The organism is Hyphomonas sp. (assembly GCF_041398385.1).
In the GTDB taxonomy this organism is placed as follows: Bacteria; Pseudomonadota; Alphaproteobacteria; order Caulobacterales; family Hyphomonadaceae; genus Hyphomonas.
In genome coordinates this window covers 252,185-269,819 of record NZ_JAWKUW010000003.1, presented here as the reverse complement: position 1 = coordinate 269,819, position 17,635 = coordinate 252,185, and the positions used below count along the sequence as shown (strand labels likewise).

Below are 17,635 nucleotides of genomic sequence, written 5' to 3'. Positions count from 1 at the left end.
GCGCCAGAAGGCCCTCACCTCCCATCGCTAGTGCGATGGGCCCCTCCTCTCCCAGAGGGAGAGGGGGTGGACCCGGCGCCTTCGAGGCCAAGCTGCTGGCTGCAAACCCCTCTCCCGCTTGCGGGAGAGGAGGGGCCCGCACAGCGGAGCTGTGTGGGAGGTGAGGGCTCAGTTCCCGGTGCGGAAGCTCTTGCGGCCGAAATACGCGCTCGCGCCGCCAGTCGTTGCAGGGGCAGGCGTGTCGGCGGGGGGTGGTTCGGGCTTCACCGGGTCGGTGGGCGCTGCCGGAACGGAGGTGCCGTTCATCAGGCCACGGATCCAGGCGCAGGCCGCGCCCGCGGTGGAGACTTCGAGGTCCGGCACGGACTTGTCGAGGCGGCGCGCGAGGAGGCGGGCCTGGTGTGCGGTCAGCGATTTCAGCTGCGCCTCGAACAGGGTCTCGCCGACTGCGTCGCGCAGGGCCTTCATGTCGGCGATGGTCTGGCCGGCGGCGGTCATCAGTTTCTTCGTCAGCAGGCCGGCTGCTGCGGAGAATTCCTTTTCGCCGAGCGCGCGGAACACGCTGGAATCGAGCAGCGCCTTCAGTGCATCGGCGGGACGCGGGTCAGCCTCACCACTCATGCGAGCGCGCCTTTCACTTCCGCAAGCAGCTGGCGGATGGTGGCGAGCGTATCGCCCGGCCACTTCGCCTCAAGCGTCGGGTCGGGCCCGAGTTCGATCGGGTTGGTGGCAAAGCCCGGCTTCATGGGAATGACGGTCTTGAACATGGTGAATTCGGCTTCCTTGGCGGCGGCCGCCTCGCGCATGGCGTTGAGGATCACCTGCTGGTGCGGCGAGCCATCATAGCGAGTCGCCAGCACCATGGGGAGCCTCTTGACGTCACGGTCGCGCAGGCCGCGCATCACATCGCCGGTGAAGAGGTCGAGGCCGAGCGTGGACATGAAGTCCGGAATGGTCGGCACGATGACGAGGTGGCTGGCGGCCAGCACGGCTTCGGTCATGGTCGAGATGCCGGGCGGGCAGTCGCACACGATCACGTCGTATTTCGACTTCAGCAGGTTGAAATCGTCGCGCAGGCGCCGGCCGACCTGGTTTTCCAGGGCCTCCATGGAATAGCCCTGCTCGGTGAGGTGATAGATCAGTTCTTTCTCGGTCTTGCGCAGGCGCGGGCTGGACGGGATGAGATCCAGCGGCAGCGGCTTGCCGCCCGAGGTGACGTCGGAAGCGTCTGTGACGATGAATTCCTCGAGGCGGCGCTGTTCGCCGGCCTCGAAATTCTCCAGCAGCCAGTCGGAAATCGTGGCGTAGTCGTTGATCGCCTGGAACAGGTGTTCGTCACCGTCATTGCCGAAGACCAGAAGCGACGCGTTGGCCTGGGTGTCGAGGTCCACAACCAGTGTGCGCCGGCCTTCTGCCGCGAAGGCTTCCGCGAGGCTGACGCAAGTGGTTGTCTTGCCGACGCCACCTTTCGAATTGGCAATGGAAATGACACGTGCCGACATTCTTCCAGCTCCTCCTATCCCCTTGTAAGACAGAGGCACAAAGCAGATTTGGGCGGGGATGGCTACGTCCTAAACGTCGCAAATTGCAGGATAAATCAGCGCACTATCCACGCTGATTCCCGTAATTCGCGTTGATAAACTTTGATTTTTTCAAAACCAATCCGGCAGGTGCGCCGTTCCCTTAACTCTTCGCCATCGATGGCGGATAAGGACGGCGCGGCATGGCCTGGAACTGGGGATGGTGGAAATCGGAGCGGAATGCAAAGTCCGCCCCGCCGCTGGTGGCGCTCACAGAGCCGGGCGGCGCGGTCTGGGGCGGGCGTGATGGCAGCGCGCTGACGCGCGACGGATACGTTCAGAATGCCGTGGCATACCGGTGTATCCGCCTTGTCGCGGAGGCGGCGGCCAGCGTGCCGCTCGTCACCAGCCACGCGGGCGCTGCGGACCTGCTGCGCCGTCCGGTGCCGGAGCAATCTGCCGCGGCCTTCTTCGAAGGCGCGTACACCCAGCTGCAGCTGCACGGCAATGCTTTCCTGGAGGCGGTGCGCCTGCCTGGTGAGACCGGGATTGCGGCACTCTATCCGCTGCAGCCGTCGCGTGTGCGTCCGGTCACAGACGGACGCGGCTGGGCCGAGGCGTGGACCGTGCGGGAAACCCGCGGCGAGCGGATCATTCGCCGTGAGAAGAGCGGCTGGTGCCCGGTGCTGCACCTGCGGCTGTTCCATCCGCAGGATGACATTCTGGGCCTGCCGGCGCTTGCCCCGGCGCGCCGCGCGCTGGACCTGCACAATGCCAGCGCCGACTGGGCAAAATCCCTGATCGACAATTCCGCCAAGCCTTCCGGCGCGCTCATCTACTCCGGCACAGGCAGGATGCCGCCGGACCAGTTCGACCGGCTGAAAGCAGACCTGGACGCGCTTTATTCAGGTGCGGCGAATGCAGGCCGCCCGCTGCTGCTGGAAGGCGGGCTCGACTGGCGGCCGATGTCGCTGTCGCCGGCTGACATGGATTTCCTGGAAGCGCGGAACAATGCCGCGCGGGAGATTGCGCTGGCCCTCGGCGTGCCGCCGATGCTGCTGGGGATACCGGGCGACAATACGTATGCGAATTATCGTGAAGCGAACATAGCTTTCTGGCGCACGACGATCCTCCCGATGGCTCAGAAAATGGCGGCGGAATTGTCGGTGTGGCTGGACGAGCCCTTCGGCGGCGATGTCGACGTGACCTGTGACCTTGACCGTGTTCCGGCGCTTTCGGCCGAACGGGAATCGCTTTGGGCGCGCCTCGAAAGTGCTTCGTTCGCAACGCTTGAAGAAAAGCGCAGGCTGGCGGGGCTCGACTGATGGAGATCGAGAAGAAAGTCACGATCAGCCTGATCATGGCGATCCTGATCCAGACCGGCGGCGCACTGGTCTGGGCCGGCGCCGCGGCGCAACGCATCGCCGCCGTCGAAACCGAGTTGCATGAGCGCAAGAGCATTTCCGAGCGGTTGGTGCGCGTCGAGGCGCAGCTGGAAGATGTGCGCGCCCAGCTCGGGCGGATCGAGCGGCGGGTGGAGGCAAAGGATGACTGATTTGTCGGTGCCCATCCTGATCGAGGGCTATGCCGCCCTGTTTGGAATACCGGACCTGTCGGGGGATGTGGTGCGCGCGGGTGCCTTTGCGCGCACCCTCAGGTCCGGGGCGCCCCTGGCGATGCTGTTGCAGCATCGCCAGGGCGCGCTGGCGGGGCGGTGGACGCGGGTCGTGGAAGACGGCCGGGGCCTGTTCGTCAGAGGGCTGATTGAAAGGCATTCGGCCGGATCACTTGCGCTGCGCGGCCTGAACGGACTGTCGATCGGATTCCGGCCCCGCCTGTGGAAGCCGAGGACGGGCGGCGGGCGTGACCTGATCGAAGTGGACCTCGTCGAAATCTCGCTGGTGGCGACCCCGATGCAGCCGCAGGCGCGGTTTACCGCGCCGGGCATGGACAGGAATGTGGCCTGAGGGCCGGAACTTGGGTGGTGAAGGAGAAACAATGACCAAGGAAACCAAGATGGCAGGCGGCAACAAGGCGGCGGAGGCGGACCTGATGGCGGCTTTCGAAGCCTTCCGCGACGCCAATGATACGCGGCTCGCGGAGATCGAGGCGCGCGGTGCGAGCGATCCGCTGACGGATGAGCGGCTCGCGCGGATCGACCGCCGGCTGGAAGCGCTGAGCCTGAAGATGGCACGGCCGGAAGCCGGATCGGCGCCGGCGGCTGAGCCGGATGCCCGCAGCGAGGCGTGGGGCCGATACCTGCGCAGTGGTGACGAGAGCGGCCTCGCCCGCCTGGACGTCAAGGCGCTGAACGCCGGGACGGATGCGCAGGGCGGGTATACCGCCCCGCCGGAGCTGGACCGGCTGATTGAGGCGCGCCTCATGGCGGCAAGCCCGATGCGTCAGATCGCGACCGTGCGCCAGACGTCTGCCGGCACCTATCGCAAGCCGGTCAGCCTTGGCGCGGCAGCAAGCTGGGTGAGCGAGACAGGCTCGCGCACGGAGACGGCGCATTCCGGCCTCTCCCTGCTGGAATTCCCGGCCGGCGAACTCTATGCCATGCCGGCGGCAACGCAGACCCTGCTGGAAGATTCCTATTCCGACATCGATGCCTGGCTGGCGGACGAGGTGGAAAACGCCTTCGCGGCTCAGGAATCGGCGGCCTTCGTGAGCGGCGACGGTGCGAACAAGCCCAAGGGTTTCCTCGACTACGACATCGTCGCCGAGGCCAGCCATGTCTGGGGCAAGGTAGGCTCTGTTGCGGGCGATTTCACGGCCGCCAATGCCGCCGACCAGCTGATCGACCTCATCTACACGCCGAAGAGCCAGTTCCGCACCAATGGCCGCTTTGTGATGAACCGGCGCACGGTGGCGGCCGTCCGTAAGCTGAAGGATGGCGACGGGCGTTACCTGTGGCAGCCGGGTACGGGCGGCGATCCGGCGACCATTCTCGGCTATCCGGTAACGGAAGTGGAGGACATGCCGGACATCGGGACGGGCAATGCGGCCATCGCCTTCGGGGATTTCCGCCGCTTCTACCTGATCGCCGACCGGCAGGGCGCCCGCGTCCTCCGCGACCCGTTCAGCGCCAAGCCTTACGTGCTGTTCTACACGACCAAGCGCGTCGGCGGAGGCATCCAGAACTTCGACGCCGTGAAGGTGATGGTGTTCTGATCCGCTCTTATCCTCCCCCGCTTGCGGGGGAGGTGGCCGCGAAGCGGTCGGAGGGAAGTCCCCCTTCGACCCGGCCGCCAATGGCGTCCGGTCCACTTCCCCCGCGGGCGGGGGAAGATCAAGTCACTCGTTGTTCGGAAAAGGAAAACCAAATGTTCGAATCCGTTATCATCGCTCTCGTTCGCCAGGCCTCGCTGCTGACCAAGCCGCAGCAGGACGAGTTCACGACCAAGGTGGCCGAAGCCGTCGCGACCCTGATCAATTCCACCGAGACCGAGATCGACGACGAAGTCGTGCGGTCGATCGGCCTGCCGATCGGCGCGGCCGTGGTGGAGAAGCTGCAGGCGCTCGTCTGATCTGACCGGAGGCTGTTCCGGCAGGTCCGGAGCAGCCTCCTTTTCCAAAGGAATTCACTTATGACTCTGACGGTGGTGACACCGCCAGCTGGGGCGGCTTTGTCTCTTGCGGCGGCGAAGGAATACCTGCGCATCGGGCATGACGGGGAAGATGCGCTCGTCAGCACCCTGATTTCAGCCGCCGAAGCGCGGCTGGAGATTGTGGGCGGCATTGCGCTGGTCTCGCGCACGGTAAGACGTAGCTGGAGCGCGTGGCCGGTTGGACTCACGCGGGGCGGTGTCTGCCTCGCGCCGTCACCTGCGACGGCTCTTGTGTCTGTCGAGCTGAAGGATGCCGACGGTGTGGGCGACCTGGTGACCGGGCGGTTCCAACTGATGGACGGGCGCCTGTCATTGAGGCCCTTCACGCCGCTGCCGGGCATGCCTCCCGGTGGACGCGCAGAGGTCACCTTTGTGGCCGGGTATGGCGCGGCCACGGATGTGCCGGACGATCTTGTCCAGGCACTGAAGCGGTTGGTGCACGTTGCGTACCGGCGGGGCGAGGAGGGTGACCTGCCGCAGGATGTCGCGGCGGCGGTCGGGGCGCACACGCAGGTGCGGCTATGAGCGAGGGGGGCATTCAGGCAGCGCTGATGTCGATACTGCGCGCGGATGCGGGCGTGCAGTCCGTGTTCGGATCGCCAGCGCGGGTGTTCGATGCGGAAAGCGAGGAGCCACTGTTTCCCTACGCCCTGCTTGAGCGTCATGAGACGACGCCGGGCGGCGCGAGCCTCGTGAAGGGCCTGGAACACAGGATCACGCTCGCCTGCTATTCGCGCGACGACGGCCTGAAGGGGGCAAAGCAGTGCCTGTCGGCGCTGCGGACGGCCGTGGACCAGGCGGATTGGGCGGTGCCGGGCGCGCATGTCGTGCTGGCGCAGGTGCTCTACGCCGACGCCATGCGCACCGCGGACCGGCGCGCCTTCCGCGGCGTGGTGCGTGTCCGGATCATATCAGAGGAGGGGGCGTGATGGCTGGCCAGAAAGGCAGGGATATCCTGCTGAAGATTTCAGACGGTGCGGGGGCGTTCGTGACGCTCGCGGGCATTCGCGCGAGCCGGATCCAGCTTTCCGCCGCCATGGTGGATGCGACCGGCGCTGACAGTCCGGAGGCCTGGCGGGAATTGCTGGCAGGCGCCGGGGCGAGATCGGCGCGGGTGGCCGGGCGAGGCGTGTTCAAGGACAGCGCCAGCGATGCCCGGATGCGGAGCGTTTTCTTCGCGGGCGACGCGCCGGCCTGGCAGCTTGTCCTTCCGGATTTCGGAGTGCTGGAAGGTGTCTTCCAGATTACGGAACTCAGCTGGAGCGGGGAGCATGACGGCGAAGCCGAATTCTCGGTCACTCTTGAAAGTGCGGGCCTGATCACGTTCGAGGCGGCGCTATGAATGCCGCGCGAGGAGAAACCGGACTGGTGATCGATGGCGTGGAGCGCAGGCTGTGCCTGACGCTGGGGGCGTTGGCGGAAATTGAGGCGGGCTTCGGCTGTGTCCGGATGAGCGAACTTGATGCACGCATGCGCAGCTTGTCCGCGGCCGATCTTGTGATTGTGCTGGCAGCGCTGTTGCGGGGCGGGGGTGAGGCGGATGCGGCAGCGCAGCTGAATTCTGCAAGCGTCTCGCCCGGCGCGGCGGCGCGGGCAGTGGCAGAGGCATTTCGGCTGGGATTGGTCGGGTGATGCTGCCTTGGGGCGTGATGCTGAGAGCCGCGATCGCGACCGGCATAGGGCCAGAGGCGTTCTGGCGCCTGTCGCTCAGGGAATGGCGCTGGCTGTCCGGCGATCAGGGCGGTCTTTCACGCGGGACGCTGATGATGCTGATGAGTCAGTATCCGGATGAACAGGGAGAGGGTGATGGGAGAGTTTGAGGCGGATATTGCGTCGGCGGCCGACGCGCTGCAGGCGCTGGCCGAAGGGCCCGGACGGCAGGCCGCGGCGGCACTGGATGAAGCCTTCGGCCAGGCGGGCCGGCAGATCGAGGCAACACTAGCGCAGGCCGCGCGAAGCGGAGAGCTGGACTTCCAGCGCATGACGGATGCGATCCTGAGGAACCTTGCAAGGATTGCGGCGGAAGCCGTGTTCAGTCCGCCCCCGTCGGGCGGCGCGTTCAACGTGAACATGAACTTCGCGCCGGGGACAGAACAATCCTCCGCGATCGCGGGGCGCAATGCCATCGGGGCGGTTCTGGCGCGACTGGTCGGTCAAGGAGGACGCTTCCTGTGAGCCTTGCCAATTTCCATGAGGTGAGTTTTCCGCTGCCGCTGGCGCTCGCCGCAAGTGGCGGACCGGAGCGGCGCGTTGACGTCGTCACGCTGGCGAGCGGTGCGGAAGTTCGAAATGCGGCCTGGTCAGGTTCGCGCCGGCGATGGGACGTCGGCAGCGCGGTGTCGCGGATTGAAGCCCTGCAGGAGGTCATCGCCTTCTTTGAAGCCCGGGCCGGGCGGCTGCACGGGTTCCGCTTTCGTGATGCGCTGGATGATCGCAGCGGGGCGCCCGGCGCGGCGGTATCCGCCAGCGATCAGGTTATTGGTTTGGGCGACGGGGAGACGACCGGTTTCCAGTTGATCAAGGACTATAATGGCTGGACACGGAAGATCCTGAAGCCGGTGAACGGAAGCGTCGTTGTTGCTGTCGATGGCGAAGAAGCGGCGTTTTCCCTCGACGCCACGACGGGGCTGGTGACGTTGGCTGTTGCGCCGGGCGAAGGGCAGGCCGTTACAGCGGGCTTCCGGTTCGATTGCCCGGTGCGTTTCGATTCGGATCGTCTCGACGTGAACCTTGAGGCGTTCGGGGCGGGGCGAGTTCTAAGCATTCCGTTGGTCGAACTGGTGGGGTGTTAGATGCGTAGTCTGCAAACCGAGTTTTCTGAGCGGCTGGCGAGCGGGGCCACGACGACCTGCCTGTGCTGGCGGCTGACCCGGAAGGATGGGGCGGTGCTTGCCTCGACCGAGCATGACGCGCCGCTGGTCGTCGATGGTGTGAGTTACCAGCCCGGTGGAGCGCTGAGTGCCGGCGCGTTTTCGCAATCGGCCGGATTGAAGCCGGGGCAGGCTGCGGCAGGTGGCGTGCTGGCCGACGATGGCATCACCGAAGCCGACCTTTCGGCAGGCTTGTGGGATGGTGCGCGTGTCGACGTGCTGCGGGTGGACTGGCAAAGGCCCGACCTGTTCGCGGCGGTCTGGTCCGGCCGGTTGAGCGAAGTGAGCCGCGGGCCGGGCGGGTTTCAGGCAGAACTTGTTTCACTGAAGGCGGATATCGAGCGCCCGGTGGGGCGAGTCTATGCGCGCGCCTGCGATGCGGTGCTGGGCGATGCCCGGTGCGGCGTGGATATCGCGGCCCTTCCTGGTCTGACATGCGACCAGCAATTCCCGACATGCCGCGACACGTTTGGAAATGCAGCGAACTTCCGGGGCTTTCCACATCTTCCGGGAGCGGATTTTGTGCTTCAGGGCCCGGCGGCGACCGGCAATAATGGCGGCAAGCGATGAGGCGCGAAGAGATTGTTGCCGAAGCGCGCAGCTGGATCGGCACGCCATACCGGCATCAGGCGAGCCTGAAAGGTGTGGGTTGTGATTGCCTTGGCCTGGTGCGCGGCGTCTGGCGGGCCAAGGTGGGGCCGGAGCCGGAACTGGTGCCGCCCTATTCGCCGGATTGGGCGGAAGCGCTGGGTGAAGAGACCCTGCTGGAGGCCGGTGCGCGCCACATGGCTGAAGTGCCAGCTTCCGGTGCGAAGGCGGGTGATGTGCTCATCTTCCGCATGGGGACGGGTGTGCCGGCGAAGCACTGCGGGATGGCGACAGGTGAGGGCTCGGTGGTGCATGCATATTGGGGGCGCGCGGCCGTTGAGACACGGCTGGTGCCATGGTGGCGGCGGCGGATTGTGGCCGCATTCCGGCTTCCTGGCGTGGAGGACTGATCTTGGCACAAATCATTCTGTCGGAAGCGGGCGCGGCGCTGGGGCGCGCCGTGTTGCCGCAAAGCCTGTCGGTTCTGGGGGCGCAGCTGTCGGGCGCCGCGCTGGGGCGGGCGGCCGGATCCATCCTGGGAAGCGCGATCGACGCGAGGCTGACGCCGCCGGTTGAGGGGCCGCGGATCAAAGCGCTGCAGGTCATGGAATCGCGTGAAGGCGTGGGTATTCCATCCGTCTATGGGCGGATGCGTGTGGCTGGACAGGTGATATGGGCGTCGCGCTTCCGCGAACACAAGACGACCCGGTCGGCCGGGTCCAAGGGCGGGCCTCGCGTCACCGAATATGCCTATACGGTAAGCCTTGCCGTGGCGCTCGGAGAAGGCCCGGTGATGGCGGTGCAGCGGGCCTGGGCGAATGGAGAGGCGTTCGATCTGTCCGCGGTGACGTGGCGGCTCTACCGGGGCGATGCGGCACAGGCGGCCGATCCGCTGATCGAGATGATTGAAGGCGCGGCGCCGGCCTATCGTGGCATGGCCTATATCGTGTTTGAAGACCTGCCGCTGGATGTGTTCGGTAACCGTATTCCGCAGCTGAATTTTGAAGTCGTCCGTGTGCCGCCGGGTGCGGAGGCTGATGGATTGGCAACGCATGTGCGAGGGGTGAACATCATCCCGGCGTCGGGTGAGTTCGTGTATGCGACGGAAATTGTACGCGAACGGTTCTGGGCGGGGCGGGAACGCCCCCTGAACGCAAATTCTGGCGAGGCGCGCGCGGATTTCCTTGTGTCACTCGACCAGATGGAAGCCGACCTGCCGGCGGTGGACGCCGCAGCGCTTGTGGTCGGCTGGTTCGGGACGGATGTGCAGGCCGGCGCGTGTGCGATCCGGCCGGGCGTGGAAACGCGGGAGCGGGTCACGGTGCCACAAGCCTGGCAGGTGGCGGGCCTCGGCAGGGATACCGCCTGGCTCGTCTCGCAGGACGAGGACGCGCGGCCGGTCTATGGCGGCACGCCGTCGGACACTTGCGTGATGCAGGCGATCGCGGAGCTGAAAGCGCGCGGCATCGCGGTGACATTCTCGCCCTTCCTGTTCATGGATTGCGAGGGACTGCCCTGGCGGGGGCGCATCGGCGTGACTGCCGATGGAACGGCAGCGGCGCGCACCGAAATCGACGCGTTCGTGTACGGCACAAATGGATTCCGGCGGTTCATCCTGCATTATGCATCGCTCTGCGCCGAAGCGGGCGGGGTCGAAGCCTTCCTGATCGGCAGCGAAATGGTGGGGCTAAGCCGGGTACGGGATGAGGCGGGTGCGTTTCCGTTTGTCGAGGCCCTGATAAGCCTTGCTGCGGAGGTGAAGGCGATCCTCCCGGCGGCCGGCGTTTCCTACGCGGCAGACTGGACCGAATATGGCGCCTATGTGCCGGGCGATGGCAGCGGGGACGTCCTGTTCCCGTTGGATGCGCTCTGGGCGAGCGAGAATTTGGATTTTGTCGGCATAGACTGGTATCCGCCCATGGGCGACTGGCGGGGCGGCACGGACCACCTCGATGCGGAGGCGGGGTATGCCGGGCCGGATGATCCCGATTATCTTGCCTTCCAGATTGCCGGCGGCGAAGCCCATGACTGGTACTATGCCAGCGAGGCCGACCGGGATGCGCAGGTTCGTACACCGATCGTCGACAGCGCGCATGGTGAGCATTGGGTCTTTCGCGCGAAGGATCTCGCCGGTTGGGCAGGCAACCAGCACTATCCGCGTCCCGGTGGTGATCGGAGCGGTGCTCCGACGGGCTGGGTGCCGGGATCGAAGCCCATCCGGCTGTGCGAAATCGGCTTTGCGGCCGTCGACAAAGGCGGCAATGCGCCGAACCTGTTTTTCGATCCGAAAAGCGCGGAAAGCGCCCTGCCGCCTTATTCCACTGGCACGCGGGACGATGTGTTCCAACGCCGGGCATTGGCGGTCACGCTGGCGCATTGGGAGGCGAGCGCACTTGTCGAGGCGGCCTTTGTCTGGGCCTGGGACGGGCGGCCGTTTCCGGCCTGGCCGCTGAAGCAGGATGTCTGGGGCGACGGGGGCAACTGGGCGCGGGGGCATTGGCTGAACGGCCGGGCCGGTCTCGCGCCGCTGGCGGCAGTCGTTCAGGACATCTGTACGCGCGGCGGTGTCACGGCGGTGGATACGTCGGCGCTGTCCGGCGTGGTTCAGGGCTTTGCTATCGATGGCGTGCTGAGTGTACGCACCGCACTGGAGCCGCTGAGGGCGGCCTATGGGTTCGGGCTGATCGAACGCGACGGCGTCATGGTCTTCGGAATGGAAGGGCGGGGCGGCGTGCACGATGTCTTGTCGTCAGATGTCGCCGAAGACGGTATCATCCGTACACGCCAGCTGATCGACAAGGCGCCGCAACGCCTGCGCCTGCAATATATCGATGCCGGGGCCGATTTCGGCCCGGCACTCGCCGAGGCGCGTCTGGAGGAGGCTGATGTGTGCCTTGTCGCAGATGCCGCGCTGCCGCTGGCATTGACGGCAATCGAGGCGGAAGCGCTGGCCGGGCGGCTGCTGCAACAGGCATCGAGCGGCGAAAGTGCCCAGCTGCGCCTGCCTCTGTCGGGGCTCGCCATCGAGCCCGGCGACACGCTGCGGATCGATGGCGGACGCAGCTGGCGGGTGGACGACATCACGGATCAAGGCATCACGCGCCTGCTCGACCTGAAGGAAGAAGTCGCTGCCGTACCTGAAATCCGCTTCGTCAGCACCGGCACCTCGCCGCCGCCAGCGGCGGTCTTTGGCGGTGTCGACCTTGTCCTGATCGACGGTCCGCGCCTGCCGCAGGACGCTTCAGGCCTGCGCGTGGCGGCCTGGGCCGATCCATGGCCGGGCACAGTGCGCGTCCTTGCTGGCGCCGATGCGGATTCGATGACAGTTCGCGCAACGCTGGACCAGCCTGCTGTTACCGGCGCACTGGCCGAAGCGGTCAGTGCCGGTCCGGTCGGAAGGTGGGACAGGGCGACGGTGCTGAAAGTCCGCTCACCGGACGGGGCTTTTGCCAGCGTGCCGGCCGACAGGGTGCTGACGGGTGCGAACGCAGTGCTGCTGGAAACCTCGGCAGGATGGGAGCTGGTTCAGTTCGCGGTCGCTGAGTTGGCCGGGCCGGAGGAATGGCACTTGTCCGGTCTTCTGCGGGGCCAGCAGGGAACCCTCAGTGCACCCGCGGCGGAAGGCGCGCGAGTCCTCCTGCTGGATGGATCGGATGCCATTGCCAATGTGCTGCCGGGGGAAACGGGGCTGGACCTTGCCTGGCGCGCCGCCGGAACGAATGAAGCCGTATCGTTCGCCTTCGAGGATGCGGGCGGGCTGCCCTGGCCAATCTGTCACCTGCGAGCGACAGCGGGAATGCTGAGCTGGATGCGGCGGGGCGCAGACCTGCCGGAAAGCTGGACCCTGCCGGAAGGGACGAATGACGGCCGGTTCGCCGTCTCGTTCGATACGGGCGGCGGATTTGCCGCCGCATCGGAAGTGACCGGCGCCACGGCTGCCATCCCCGGTGGTGCAATCGCTGCGCTGGTGGCCGAAATCGGCGCGGATGGCCGCATGGGCCCATGGGTTTCAATCGGGCCCGGGACGCCTTACCTGTAGCGGGATCGAGTATTCCGCCAGAGGATTCGGCCCCGTGCCCCTTGACCCATACACCGTGCTAGGCGTGTCCCGCTCGGCCACCGAGGCCGAGATCAAGAAGGCGTATCGCACCAAGGCGAAGGCGCTGCACCCGGACCAGCACAAGGACGACCCGAAGAAAGCCGAGGAGTTCAAGAAAGTCTCGGCGGCCTACGACATTCTGGGCGACGCCGAGAAGAAGGCGAAGTTCGACCGTGGCGAAATTGACGGTGACGGCAATCCGACCGGCTTTGCCGGCGGGGCCGGGCCGGGCGGGTTTCGCTGGCAGAGTTCATCCGGGAAGAGCCCGTTCGACGGCGCCCAGGGCGATCCGTTCGAGGACATTCTGTCCGGCATGTTTGGCGGCGGTTCGCGTGGTCGGCGCGGGCCGGGCCCGCAGAAGGGCCGCGATGTGCGCTACCGCGTCAGCGTCGAGTTCGAGGATGCCGTGCTGGGCGCTCGGCGCCGGATGACCATGGCGGACGGCAGTGCGCTCGATGTCAACATCCCGGCCGGGATCGATACGGGGCAGACCCTGCGCCTGAAAAGCCAGGGACAGCAATCGCCCTATGGCGGCCCGCCCGGCGATGCGCTGCTCGAGATCGAGGTGAAACCCAGCAAGCTGTGGGAGCGCGACGGCAATAATCTGCGCATGAAGCTGCCGATCGGTCTGAAGACGGCCGTGCTAGGCGGCAGCATGGATGTGCGCACGCCGTCGGGTAATGTGGCGCTCAAGGTGCCGGCAGGTTCCAATACCGGCACCCAGCTGCGCCTGCGCGGCAAGGGCGTGCAGACATCGACGCCGGGCGATCTTTATGTGCGGCTTGAAATCGTCCTCGACGATCCGAAGGATGAAGGCCTGCGCAAATGGGCCGAAAAATCCTGATGCGCGGACGCTTTACGTTCCGGAAATAAGGGGTTCACCGGCTTTTTATTTGTCTCGCGGCGCCGTAAGCGTTTACCTTCCTCGCCGGAGGGCAACGCCGTGCTGAACCTTTTGCGTGCCATGTTGAAGGCGGACTCCGTGTTTTCCCTGCGGGATGCCACGATGGCCGGCTTTGAAGCGCTGGGCTTCCGGCACGCCTATTTTGTGTCCCCCATCGTGCATGATCGCAACGAAGGACGGTTCCTCACCAATATCGGCTTTCCGGCAGAATGGGAGAAAGCCCATCGCGAGGAACTGCGCAAACTTGATCCGCTGCCTGACATTGCGCTCCGGATCGGCCGGCCCTTCCGGTGGGGCGCGCTGCCACCTGAGGCCCAGGTCCAGCCAGCGGAGGCGGACTATATTGCCGGCCTCGCAAAATGGGGCCTTGAGGATGGTATCGGCATCCCGGCATACGGGTCGGCGGCACGGGTCGGCTTTGTGGGCCTCGGCGGCCCCATCCGCCAGAATGGGTTTGACATGGCCGATATGGAGCTTTTGCGGATCGCGGGAGAGACCTCATACCTGCGCTACTGCGAGCTGATCGTTCAGGAAGCCGCCGACGGCCCGCGCCTGTCCAGCCGCGAACTGGATGTGCTGCACTGGATGGCGCAGGGGAAAAGCAATGCTGCGATTGCCAAGATCCTCAATGTCGGCTCCGAAACCGTCGACACCTATGCCCGGCGGATCTACAGCAAGCTCGGCGTATCAGACCGCACCTCGGCCGTCATCAAGGGGGTCACGCGGGGCTTTGTGGTGGCGTCCGAGCCAAAGATCGACGACGCAATCCGGGCCCGCCAGCCCAAGGGCGGCCCGTCCTGACCGGTTTTCGCAGTACTGAATGAAACTGAACGGTATCGTTCACTTAACATTCAGAGCGCCGACCCTATACGACAGGGCATGAAACGGATTGCTGCCCTTCTTCTGGCATTTGGCCTCCTCGGCGCCCCGGCGGCGCTGGCGCAGGGCTGGATGAACCAGTTTTCGCCCGGCCAGGCGCGCGAATCGGTGCAGGAAGGCAAGACCGTCCCGCTCAGCAAGATTTTCGAATCCCTGAAGCGCGAATATGGCGGCTACCAGCTCGGTGCCGACCTTTACCGCCGTGATGACGGTTCGGCCGTCTATGAGATCGACTGGATGACCGGCGACGGCCGCAAGGCGCATTTTGTTGTCGATGCCAATACGGGCCGCATCCTTGACCGGCGCGGCGCCTGAGCCGACATTAGCATAAGCTTTTCAGGGAGCAGCTGATCCATGCGTATTCTCGTGGTTGAAGATGATGCGGACCTCCGTCGCCAGCTGGCAGATGTGCTGGGCCAGTCCGGCTATGCCGTCGATCTGGCGGCAGATGGCGAGGACGGCCACTTCCTCGGCGATACCGAGCCTTATGATGCGGTGATCCTCGACCTCGGCCTGCCCAAGATGGACGGGGTGAGCGTGCTGAAGAAGTGGCGGGTCGACGGCAAGTCCTTCCCCGTGCTGATCCTCACCGCCCGCGATTCGTGGAGCGAGAAGGTGGCGGGGTTCGACGCCGGCGCCGACGACTATCTCACCAAGCCTTTCATCACCGAGGAACTGCTGGCACGCCTTCGCGCGCTGCTGCGCCGCGCTGCCGGCCATTCGGCCGCGACAATCGAGGCGGGAAAGCTGATGGTGGATACCCGCGCCGCGCGCGCCATGATCAATGGCGAACCGATCAAGCTGACCGCGCACGAATACCGCGTTCTTTCTTACCTGATGCATCATCAGGGCCGCGTCGTGCCGCGGACCGAGCTGGTCGAACATATCTACGATCAGGATTTCGACCGCGACTCGAACACGATCGAGGTGTTCATCGGGCGCCTGCGCCGCAAGATCGGCCAGGACCGGATCCAGACCGAGCGGGGCCTCGGCTACCGTCTGGTCGTGCCGGAAAACGAAGCACAGATTGCAGGCTGAGCTGCTCCGTGCTGAAAGCCGGGCATGAGTGAGTCTGCTTCCAGACCTGCGAGCTTCCTGGATCGCTGGACCCGCCTGTCGCTGGCCCGGCGGATCATGCTTGCGGCGGCCGTCTGGGGCCTCGTCGTGCTGGTCGGCGGCGCGCTGGCCCTCTCGGCGCTTTACCGCGCGCAGACGCTCGCCCTTCTGGAAGACGATCTCGACCAGACCCTGGTCACGCTGACCCGGGACATGTCGCAGGGCGATGCCTTCCTTCCGGATGGCCGCGTGACCGACGACAACCGCGCCTTCTTCGCGTCGGATGCGCGGTACCTGACCCAGTATTCAGGCCTCTACTGGGCAATTGTCGGTGTGAACGAGGAAGGTGAGCCGACCGGCGACCTGCGGTCCAAGAGCCTCTGGGACGAGCCGGTTCCGGCAACGCCTGAACTCATAAAGAGAGCGCTGGCCGCGCCGGGCGTCACCCAGTTCAGCGGCGCGCCCGGTCCGGCAGGCCAGCGCGTCCATGCAGCGGCCAAGGCCATCCTCATCGAGAACCGGGAGACCCCCCTGGTCCTGATTGCCGCGGCCGACAGGGCCCAGAACGATGCCGCCGCCGTGCGCTTCCGCAACATGCTGCTGGGCACGATGATCGCGCTCTTCGGTGGCGTCTTCGCGGCGATGGTGGCCGGCATCCGCTATTCGCTCCAGCCGCTGAAGAAACTCGGCCACGACATTGCCGAGATCCGCGAGGGCACGCGTCTCAAACTGCCGGACGATTACCCTTCCGAAGTCCAGCCGCTGACCCAGGAACTGAACCTGCTCATCGACCACAACCAGGAAGTGGTCGAGCGCGCCCGCACCCATGTCGGCAACCTCGCCCACGCCCTGAAGACACCCATCGCAGTCCTGAAGAATGAAGCGAAGGGCGAGACCCAGCTGGACGATGTGGTCCGCCGGCAGGCCGATGCCATGCAGACGAATGTCGAGCATTACCTGAAGCGCGCAAAGATGGCCGCCCGGGCCGAAGCGCTTGGTGCACGGACGGAAGTGCGTCCCGTGCTGGACGGGCTCGCGCGCCTCCTCAATCGGCTGTTCGACGCGAAGGGCATCGAGGTAACGGTTTCGGGTGGCGACGGCGCGACGTTCCGCGGCGAGAAGCAGGATCTCGAAGAGATGGTGGGCAATCTCATGGAGAATGCCTGCAAATGGGCGAAGGCGGATGTCGCCGTCACGATCACGGAGGGTGCAGGCGAGCTGCGCATCGAAGTCGACGATGACGGGCCGGGCCTGACGCCGGACGAGCGCGAAGGCGCCCTCAAGCGCGGGGTGCGACTTGATGAAACAACCCCTGGCACCGGGCTGGGTCTTTCGATTGTCACGGAGCTGGCCGAGCTGCATAAGGGCGTGCTCGAACTGGATGCAGCCCCCGGTGGGGGCCTGCGCGCACGCTTGAGGTTTCCGACGCGATGAAATGGATCAATCCGGCAATCATCGGCGGCTGCCTTGCCGTCGCCGTGGCGGGATATGTCGCCATGGGCAAGCCGGGCATGCCCGACGAACCGATGAGCAAGCGGCAGGCAGGCCTCGAAGAGAAGATCCGCACCGCGCCCGAAACCCTGACTGAAGCCGAGACCCTGTCGCGGCTCGAACTTGCCACCCGCGAAAAGCCCGACGATCCGCAGCCGCATTTCTTCATAGGCGAAATCATGCGGTCTCAGGGCCGCACGGAGGATGCCGCGCGCGCTTATCAGTCGGCCCTGCGCCGTGACGAGAATTTCGTGCCCGCACTCGTGGCGTTGGCCGATGCGCTGGTCGAATTGTCAGACGGCGCCGTCGGCAACCAGGCGACGCAGCTTTATGCGCGCGCCTACCAGCTGGACGAAACGCAGGTGCGCGCCGGCATGTGGGCCGCCATGGGTGCCGCACAGGCCGGAGAGCAGGAAAAGGCCGAACAGGCCATGCGCTACATCTATAGCCGGCTACCCGAAGACGATCCGCGCCGCGAACGCTTCAAGGCGATGATCGAAACCATCGGCAAGGGCGACATGACCCCGCCGGGGCCGGTGCAATAGGCAGACTCACTTCGCTGGATTTGGATCCAGCGGAGGGCAGTTGCCAAAAATTGTCATGGGCATAGTCGCCGC

At 65.7% G+C, this 17,635-nt stretch carries 23 protein-coding genes; 21 read left to right on the top strand and 2 right to left on the bottom strand.

Annotated features, from left to right (window positions below; genetic code table 11):
• Positions 1 to 168: 168 nt before the first annotated feature.
• Positions 169 to 621 carry a hypothetical protein gene (locus R3C13_RS08380; protein ID WP_371310358.1) on the bottom strand — a complete coding sequence of 151 codons (453 nt, stop codon included), beginning with the start codon at positions 619 to 621 and terminating at the stop codon, positions 169 to 171.
• A complete protein-coding gene (locus R3C13_RS08375; protein ID WP_371310357.1) occupies positions 618 to 1,502 on the bottom strand; it encodes a ParA family protein in 885 nt (294 codons plus the stop codon). The genes R3C13_RS08380 and R3C13_RS08375 overlap by 4 nt, the downstream gene beginning before the upstream one ends.
• A 221-nt stretch (positions 1,503 to 1,723) precedes the next feature.
• Here R3C13_RS08375 and R3C13_RS08370 point away from each other — a divergent pair, with 221 nt between their 5' ends.
• The 21 genes from R3C13_RS08370 to R3C13_RS08270 all read left to right on the top strand — a co-directional run bounded on the left by R3C13_RS08370 (position 1,724) and on the right by R3C13_RS08270 (position 17,563).
• Positions 1,724 to 2,845: a phage portal protein gene (locus R3C13_RS08370; protein ID WP_371310356.1), complete on the top strand. Its 1,122-nt coding sequence runs from the start codon at positions 1,724 to 1,726 to the stop codon at positions 2,843 to 2,845.
• The gene (locus R3C13_RS08365) at positions 2,845 to 3,075 is read left to right on the top strand and encodes a hypothetical protein (RefSeq protein ID WP_371310355.1); all 231 of its coding nucleotides are present in this window, start codon (positions 2,845 to 2,847) and stop codon (positions 3,073 to 3,075) included. The genes R3C13_RS08370 and R3C13_RS08365 overlap by 1 nt, the downstream gene beginning before the upstream one ends.
• The gene (locus tag R3C13_RS08360) at positions 3,068 to 3,487 is read left to right on the top strand and encodes an HK97 family phage prohead protease (protein WP_371310354.1); all 420 of its coding nucleotides are present in this window, start codon (positions 3,068 to 3,070) and stop codon (positions 3,485 to 3,487) included. The genes R3C13_RS08365 and R3C13_RS08360 overlap by 8 nt, the downstream gene beginning before the upstream one ends.
• A 31-nt stretch (positions 3,488 to 3,518) precedes the next feature.
• Positions 3,519 to 4,694 (top strand): phage major capsid protein, encoded by a 1,176-nt coding sequence (locus R3C13_RS08355; protein WP_371310353.1) that lies wholly within the window; start codon positions 3,519 to 3,521, stop codon positions 4,692 to 4,694.
• Positions 4,695 to 4,846: 152 nt separating this feature from the next.
• Positions 4,847 to 5,050 (top strand): hypothetical protein, encoded by a 204-nt coding sequence (locus tag R3C13_RS08350; RefSeq protein WP_371310352.1) that lies wholly within the window; start codon positions 4,847 to 4,849, stop codon positions 5,048 to 5,050.
• 60 nt (positions 5,051 to 5,110) lie between these two features.
• A complete protein-coding gene (locus tag R3C13_RS08345) occupies positions 5,111 to 5,656 on the top strand; it encodes a hypothetical protein (RefSeq protein ID WP_371310351.1) in 546 nt (181 codons plus the stop codon).
• Positions 5,657 to 5,682: 26 nt separating this feature from the next.
• Positions 5,683 to 6,060 carry a DUF3168 domain-containing protein gene (locus R3C13_RS08340; RefSeq protein ID WP_371310350.1) on the top strand — a complete coding sequence of 126 codons (378 nt, stop codon included), beginning with the start codon at positions 5,683 to 5,685 and terminating at the stop codon, positions 6,058 to 6,060.
• Positions 6,060 to 6,473, top strand: coding sequence for a phage major tail protein, TP901-1 family (locus R3C13_RS08335; protein WP_371310349.1), 414 nt, complete (start codon positions 6,060 to 6,062; stop codon positions 6,471 to 6,473). Before R3C13_RS08340 ends, R3C13_RS08335 begins: the two co-directional genes overlap by 1 nt.
• Positions 6,470 to 6,763 (top strand): GTA-gp10 family protein, encoded by a 294-nt coding sequence (locus tag R3C13_RS08330; RefSeq protein WP_371310348.1) that lies wholly within the window; start codon positions 6,470 to 6,472, stop codon positions 6,761 to 6,763. Before R3C13_RS08335 ends, R3C13_RS08330 begins: the two co-directional genes overlap by 4 nt.
• Positions 6,763 to 6,951 (top strand): phage tail assembly chaperone, encoded by a 189-nt coding sequence (locus tag R3C13_RS08325; protein ID WP_371310517.1) that lies wholly within the window; start codon positions 6,763 to 6,765, stop codon positions 6,949 to 6,951. Before R3C13_RS08330 ends, R3C13_RS08325 begins: the two co-directional genes overlap by 1 nt.
• Positions 6,938 to 7,306 (top strand): phage tail tape measure C-terminal domain-containing protein, encoded by a 369-nt coding sequence (locus R3C13_RS08320; RefSeq protein WP_371310347.1) that lies wholly within the window; start codon positions 6,938 to 6,940, stop codon positions 7,304 to 7,306. The genes R3C13_RS08325 and R3C13_RS08320 overlap by 14 nt, the downstream gene beginning before the upstream one ends.
• Positions 7,303 to 7,923: a TIGR02217 family protein gene (locus R3C13_RS08315; RefSeq protein ID WP_371310346.1), complete on the top strand. Its 621-nt coding sequence runs from the start codon at positions 7,303 to 7,305 to the stop codon at positions 7,921 to 7,923. The genes R3C13_RS08320 and R3C13_RS08315 overlap by 4 nt, the downstream gene beginning before the upstream one ends.
• Positions 7,924 to 8,571: a DUF2163 domain-containing protein gene (locus R3C13_RS08310; RefSeq protein ID WP_371310345.1), complete on the top strand. Its 648-nt coding sequence runs from the start codon at positions 7,924 to 7,926 to the stop codon at positions 8,569 to 8,571.
• Positions 8,568 to 8,999, top strand: a complete 432-nt coding sequence (locus R3C13_RS08305) for an NlpC/P60 family protein (protein WP_371310344.1) — start codon at positions 8,568 to 8,570, stop codon at positions 8,997 to 8,999. Before R3C13_RS08310 ends, R3C13_RS08305 begins: the two co-directional genes overlap by 4 nt.
• 2 nt (positions 9,000 to 9,001) lie before the next feature.
• On the top strand, positions 9,002 to 12,628 hold the full coding sequence (locus tag R3C13_RS08300; RefSeq protein WP_371310343.1) for a glycoside hydrolase/phage tail family protein: 3,627 nt from the start codon (positions 9,002 to 9,004) through the stop codon (positions 12,626 to 12,628).
• Between the two features lie 34 nt (positions 12,629 to 12,662).
• Positions 12,663 to 13,532, top strand: coding sequence for a DnaJ C-terminal domain-containing protein (locus R3C13_RS08295; protein WP_371310342.1), 870 nt, complete (start codon positions 12,663 to 12,665; stop codon positions 13,530 to 13,532).
• Between the two features lie 99 nt (positions 13,533 to 13,631).
• Positions 13,632 to 14,393, top strand: coding sequence for a LuxR C-terminal-related transcriptional regulator (locus R3C13_RS08290; RefSeq protein WP_371310341.1), 762 nt, complete (start codon positions 13,632 to 13,634; stop codon positions 14,391 to 14,393).
• A gap of 78 nt (positions 14,394 to 14,471) precedes the next feature.
• On the top strand, positions 14,472 to 14,786 hold the full coding sequence (locus tag R3C13_RS08285) for a PepSY domain-containing protein (protein WP_371310340.1): 315 nt from the start codon (positions 14,472 to 14,474) through the stop codon (positions 14,784 to 14,786).
• Between the two features lie 39 nt (positions 14,787 to 14,825).
• Complete coding sequence (locus R3C13_RS08280; protein WP_371310339.1) at positions 14,826 to 15,509, top strand: response regulator transcription factor; 684 nt, start codon at positions 14,826 to 14,828, stop codon at positions 15,507 to 15,509.
• 24 nt (positions 15,510 to 15,533) lie between these two features.
• Entirely contained in the window at positions 15,534 to 16,961 is a 1,428-nt protein-coding gene (locus R3C13_RS08275) for an ATP-binding protein (protein ID WP_371310338.1), read from the top strand.
• Complete coding sequence (locus R3C13_RS08270) at positions 16,958 to 17,563, top strand: tetratricopeptide repeat protein (protein ID WP_371310337.1); 606 nt, start codon at positions 16,958 to 16,960, stop codon at positions 17,561 to 17,563. Before R3C13_RS08275 ends, R3C13_RS08270 begins: the two co-directional genes overlap by 4 nt.
• Positions 17,564 to 17,635: the final 72 nt, after the last annotated feature.

Excerpts from the sequence above, each read along its gene's own strand:
- R3C13_RS08360 (WP_371310354.1), top strand. The coding sequence starts at position 3,068 with ATGACTGATTTGTCGGTGCCCATCCTGATCGAGGGCTATGCCGCCCTG.
- R3C13_RS08345 (WP_371310351.1), top strand. The coding sequence starts at position 5,111 with ATGACTCTGACGGTGGTGACACCGCCAGCTGGGGCGGCTTTGTCTCTT.
- R3C13_RS08275 (WP_371310338.1), top strand. The coding sequence starts at position 15,534 with ATGAGTGAGTCTGCTTCCAGACCTGCGAGCTTCCTGGATCGCTGGACC.
- R3C13_RS08270 (WP_371310337.1), top strand. The coding sequence starts at position 16,958 with ATGAAATGGATCAATCCGGCAATCATCGGCGGCTGCCTTGCCGTCGCC.
- R3C13_RS08380 (WP_371310358.1), bottom strand. The coding sequence starts at position 621 with ATGAGTGGTGAGGCTGACCCGCGTCCCGCCGATGCACTGAAGGCGCTG.
- R3C13_RS08330 (WP_371310348.1), top strand. The coding sequence starts at position 6,470 with ATGAATGCCGCGCGAGGAGAAACCGGACTGGTGATCGATGGCGTGGAG.
- R3C13_RS08285 (WP_371310340.1), top strand. The coding sequence starts at position 14,472 with ATGAAACGGATTGCTGCCCTTCTTCTGGCATTTGGCCTCCTCGGCGCC.
- R3C13_RS08305 (WP_371310344.1), top strand. The coding sequence starts at position 8,568 with ATGAGGCGCGAAGAGATTGTTGCCGAAGCGCGCAGCTGGATCGGCACG.
- R3C13_RS08340 (WP_371310350.1), top strand. The coding sequence starts at position 5,683 with ATGTCGATACTGCGCGCGGATGCGGGCGTGCAGTCCGTGTTCGGATCG.
- R3C13_RS08280 (WP_371310339.1), top strand. The coding sequence starts at position 14,826 with ATGCGTATTCTCGTGGTTGAAGATGATGCGGACCTCCGTCGCCAGCTG.
- R3C13_RS08325 (WP_371310517.1), top strand. The coding sequence starts at position 6,763 with ATGCTGCCTTGGGGCGTGATGCTGAGAGCCGCGATCGCGACCGGCATA.
- R3C13_RS08375 (WP_371310357.1), bottom strand. The coding sequence starts at position 1,502 with ATGTCGGCACGTGTCATTTCCATTGCCAATTCGAAAGGTGGCGTCGGC.
- R3C13_RS08310 (WP_371310345.1), top strand. The coding sequence starts at position 7,924 with ATGCGTAGTCTGCAAACCGAGTTTTCTGAGCGGCTGGCGAGCGGGGCC.
- R3C13_RS08335 (WP_371310349.1), top strand. The coding sequence starts at position 6,060 with ATGGCTGGCCAGAAAGGCAGGGATATCCTGCTGAAGATTTCAGACGGT.
- R3C13_RS08320 (WP_371310347.1), top strand. The coding sequence starts at position 6,938 with ATGGGAGAGTTTGAGGCGGATATTGCGTCGGCGGCCGACGCGCTGCAG.
- R3C13_RS08370 (WP_371310356.1), top strand. The coding sequence starts at position 1,724 with ATGGCCTGGAACTGGGGATGGTGGAAATCGGAGCGGAATGCAAAGTCC.
- R3C13_RS08355 (WP_371310353.1), top strand. The coding sequence starts at position 3,519 with ATGACCAAGGAAACCAAGATGGCAGGCGGCAACAAGGCGGCGGAGGCG.
- R3C13_RS08350 (WP_371310352.1), top strand. The coding sequence starts at position 4,847 with ATGTTCGAATCCGTTATCATCGCTCTCGTTCGCCAGGCCTCGCTGCTG.
- R3C13_RS08365 (WP_371310355.1), top strand. The coding sequence starts at position 2,845 with ATGGAGATCGAGAAGAAAGTCACGATCAGCCTGATCATGGCGATCCTG.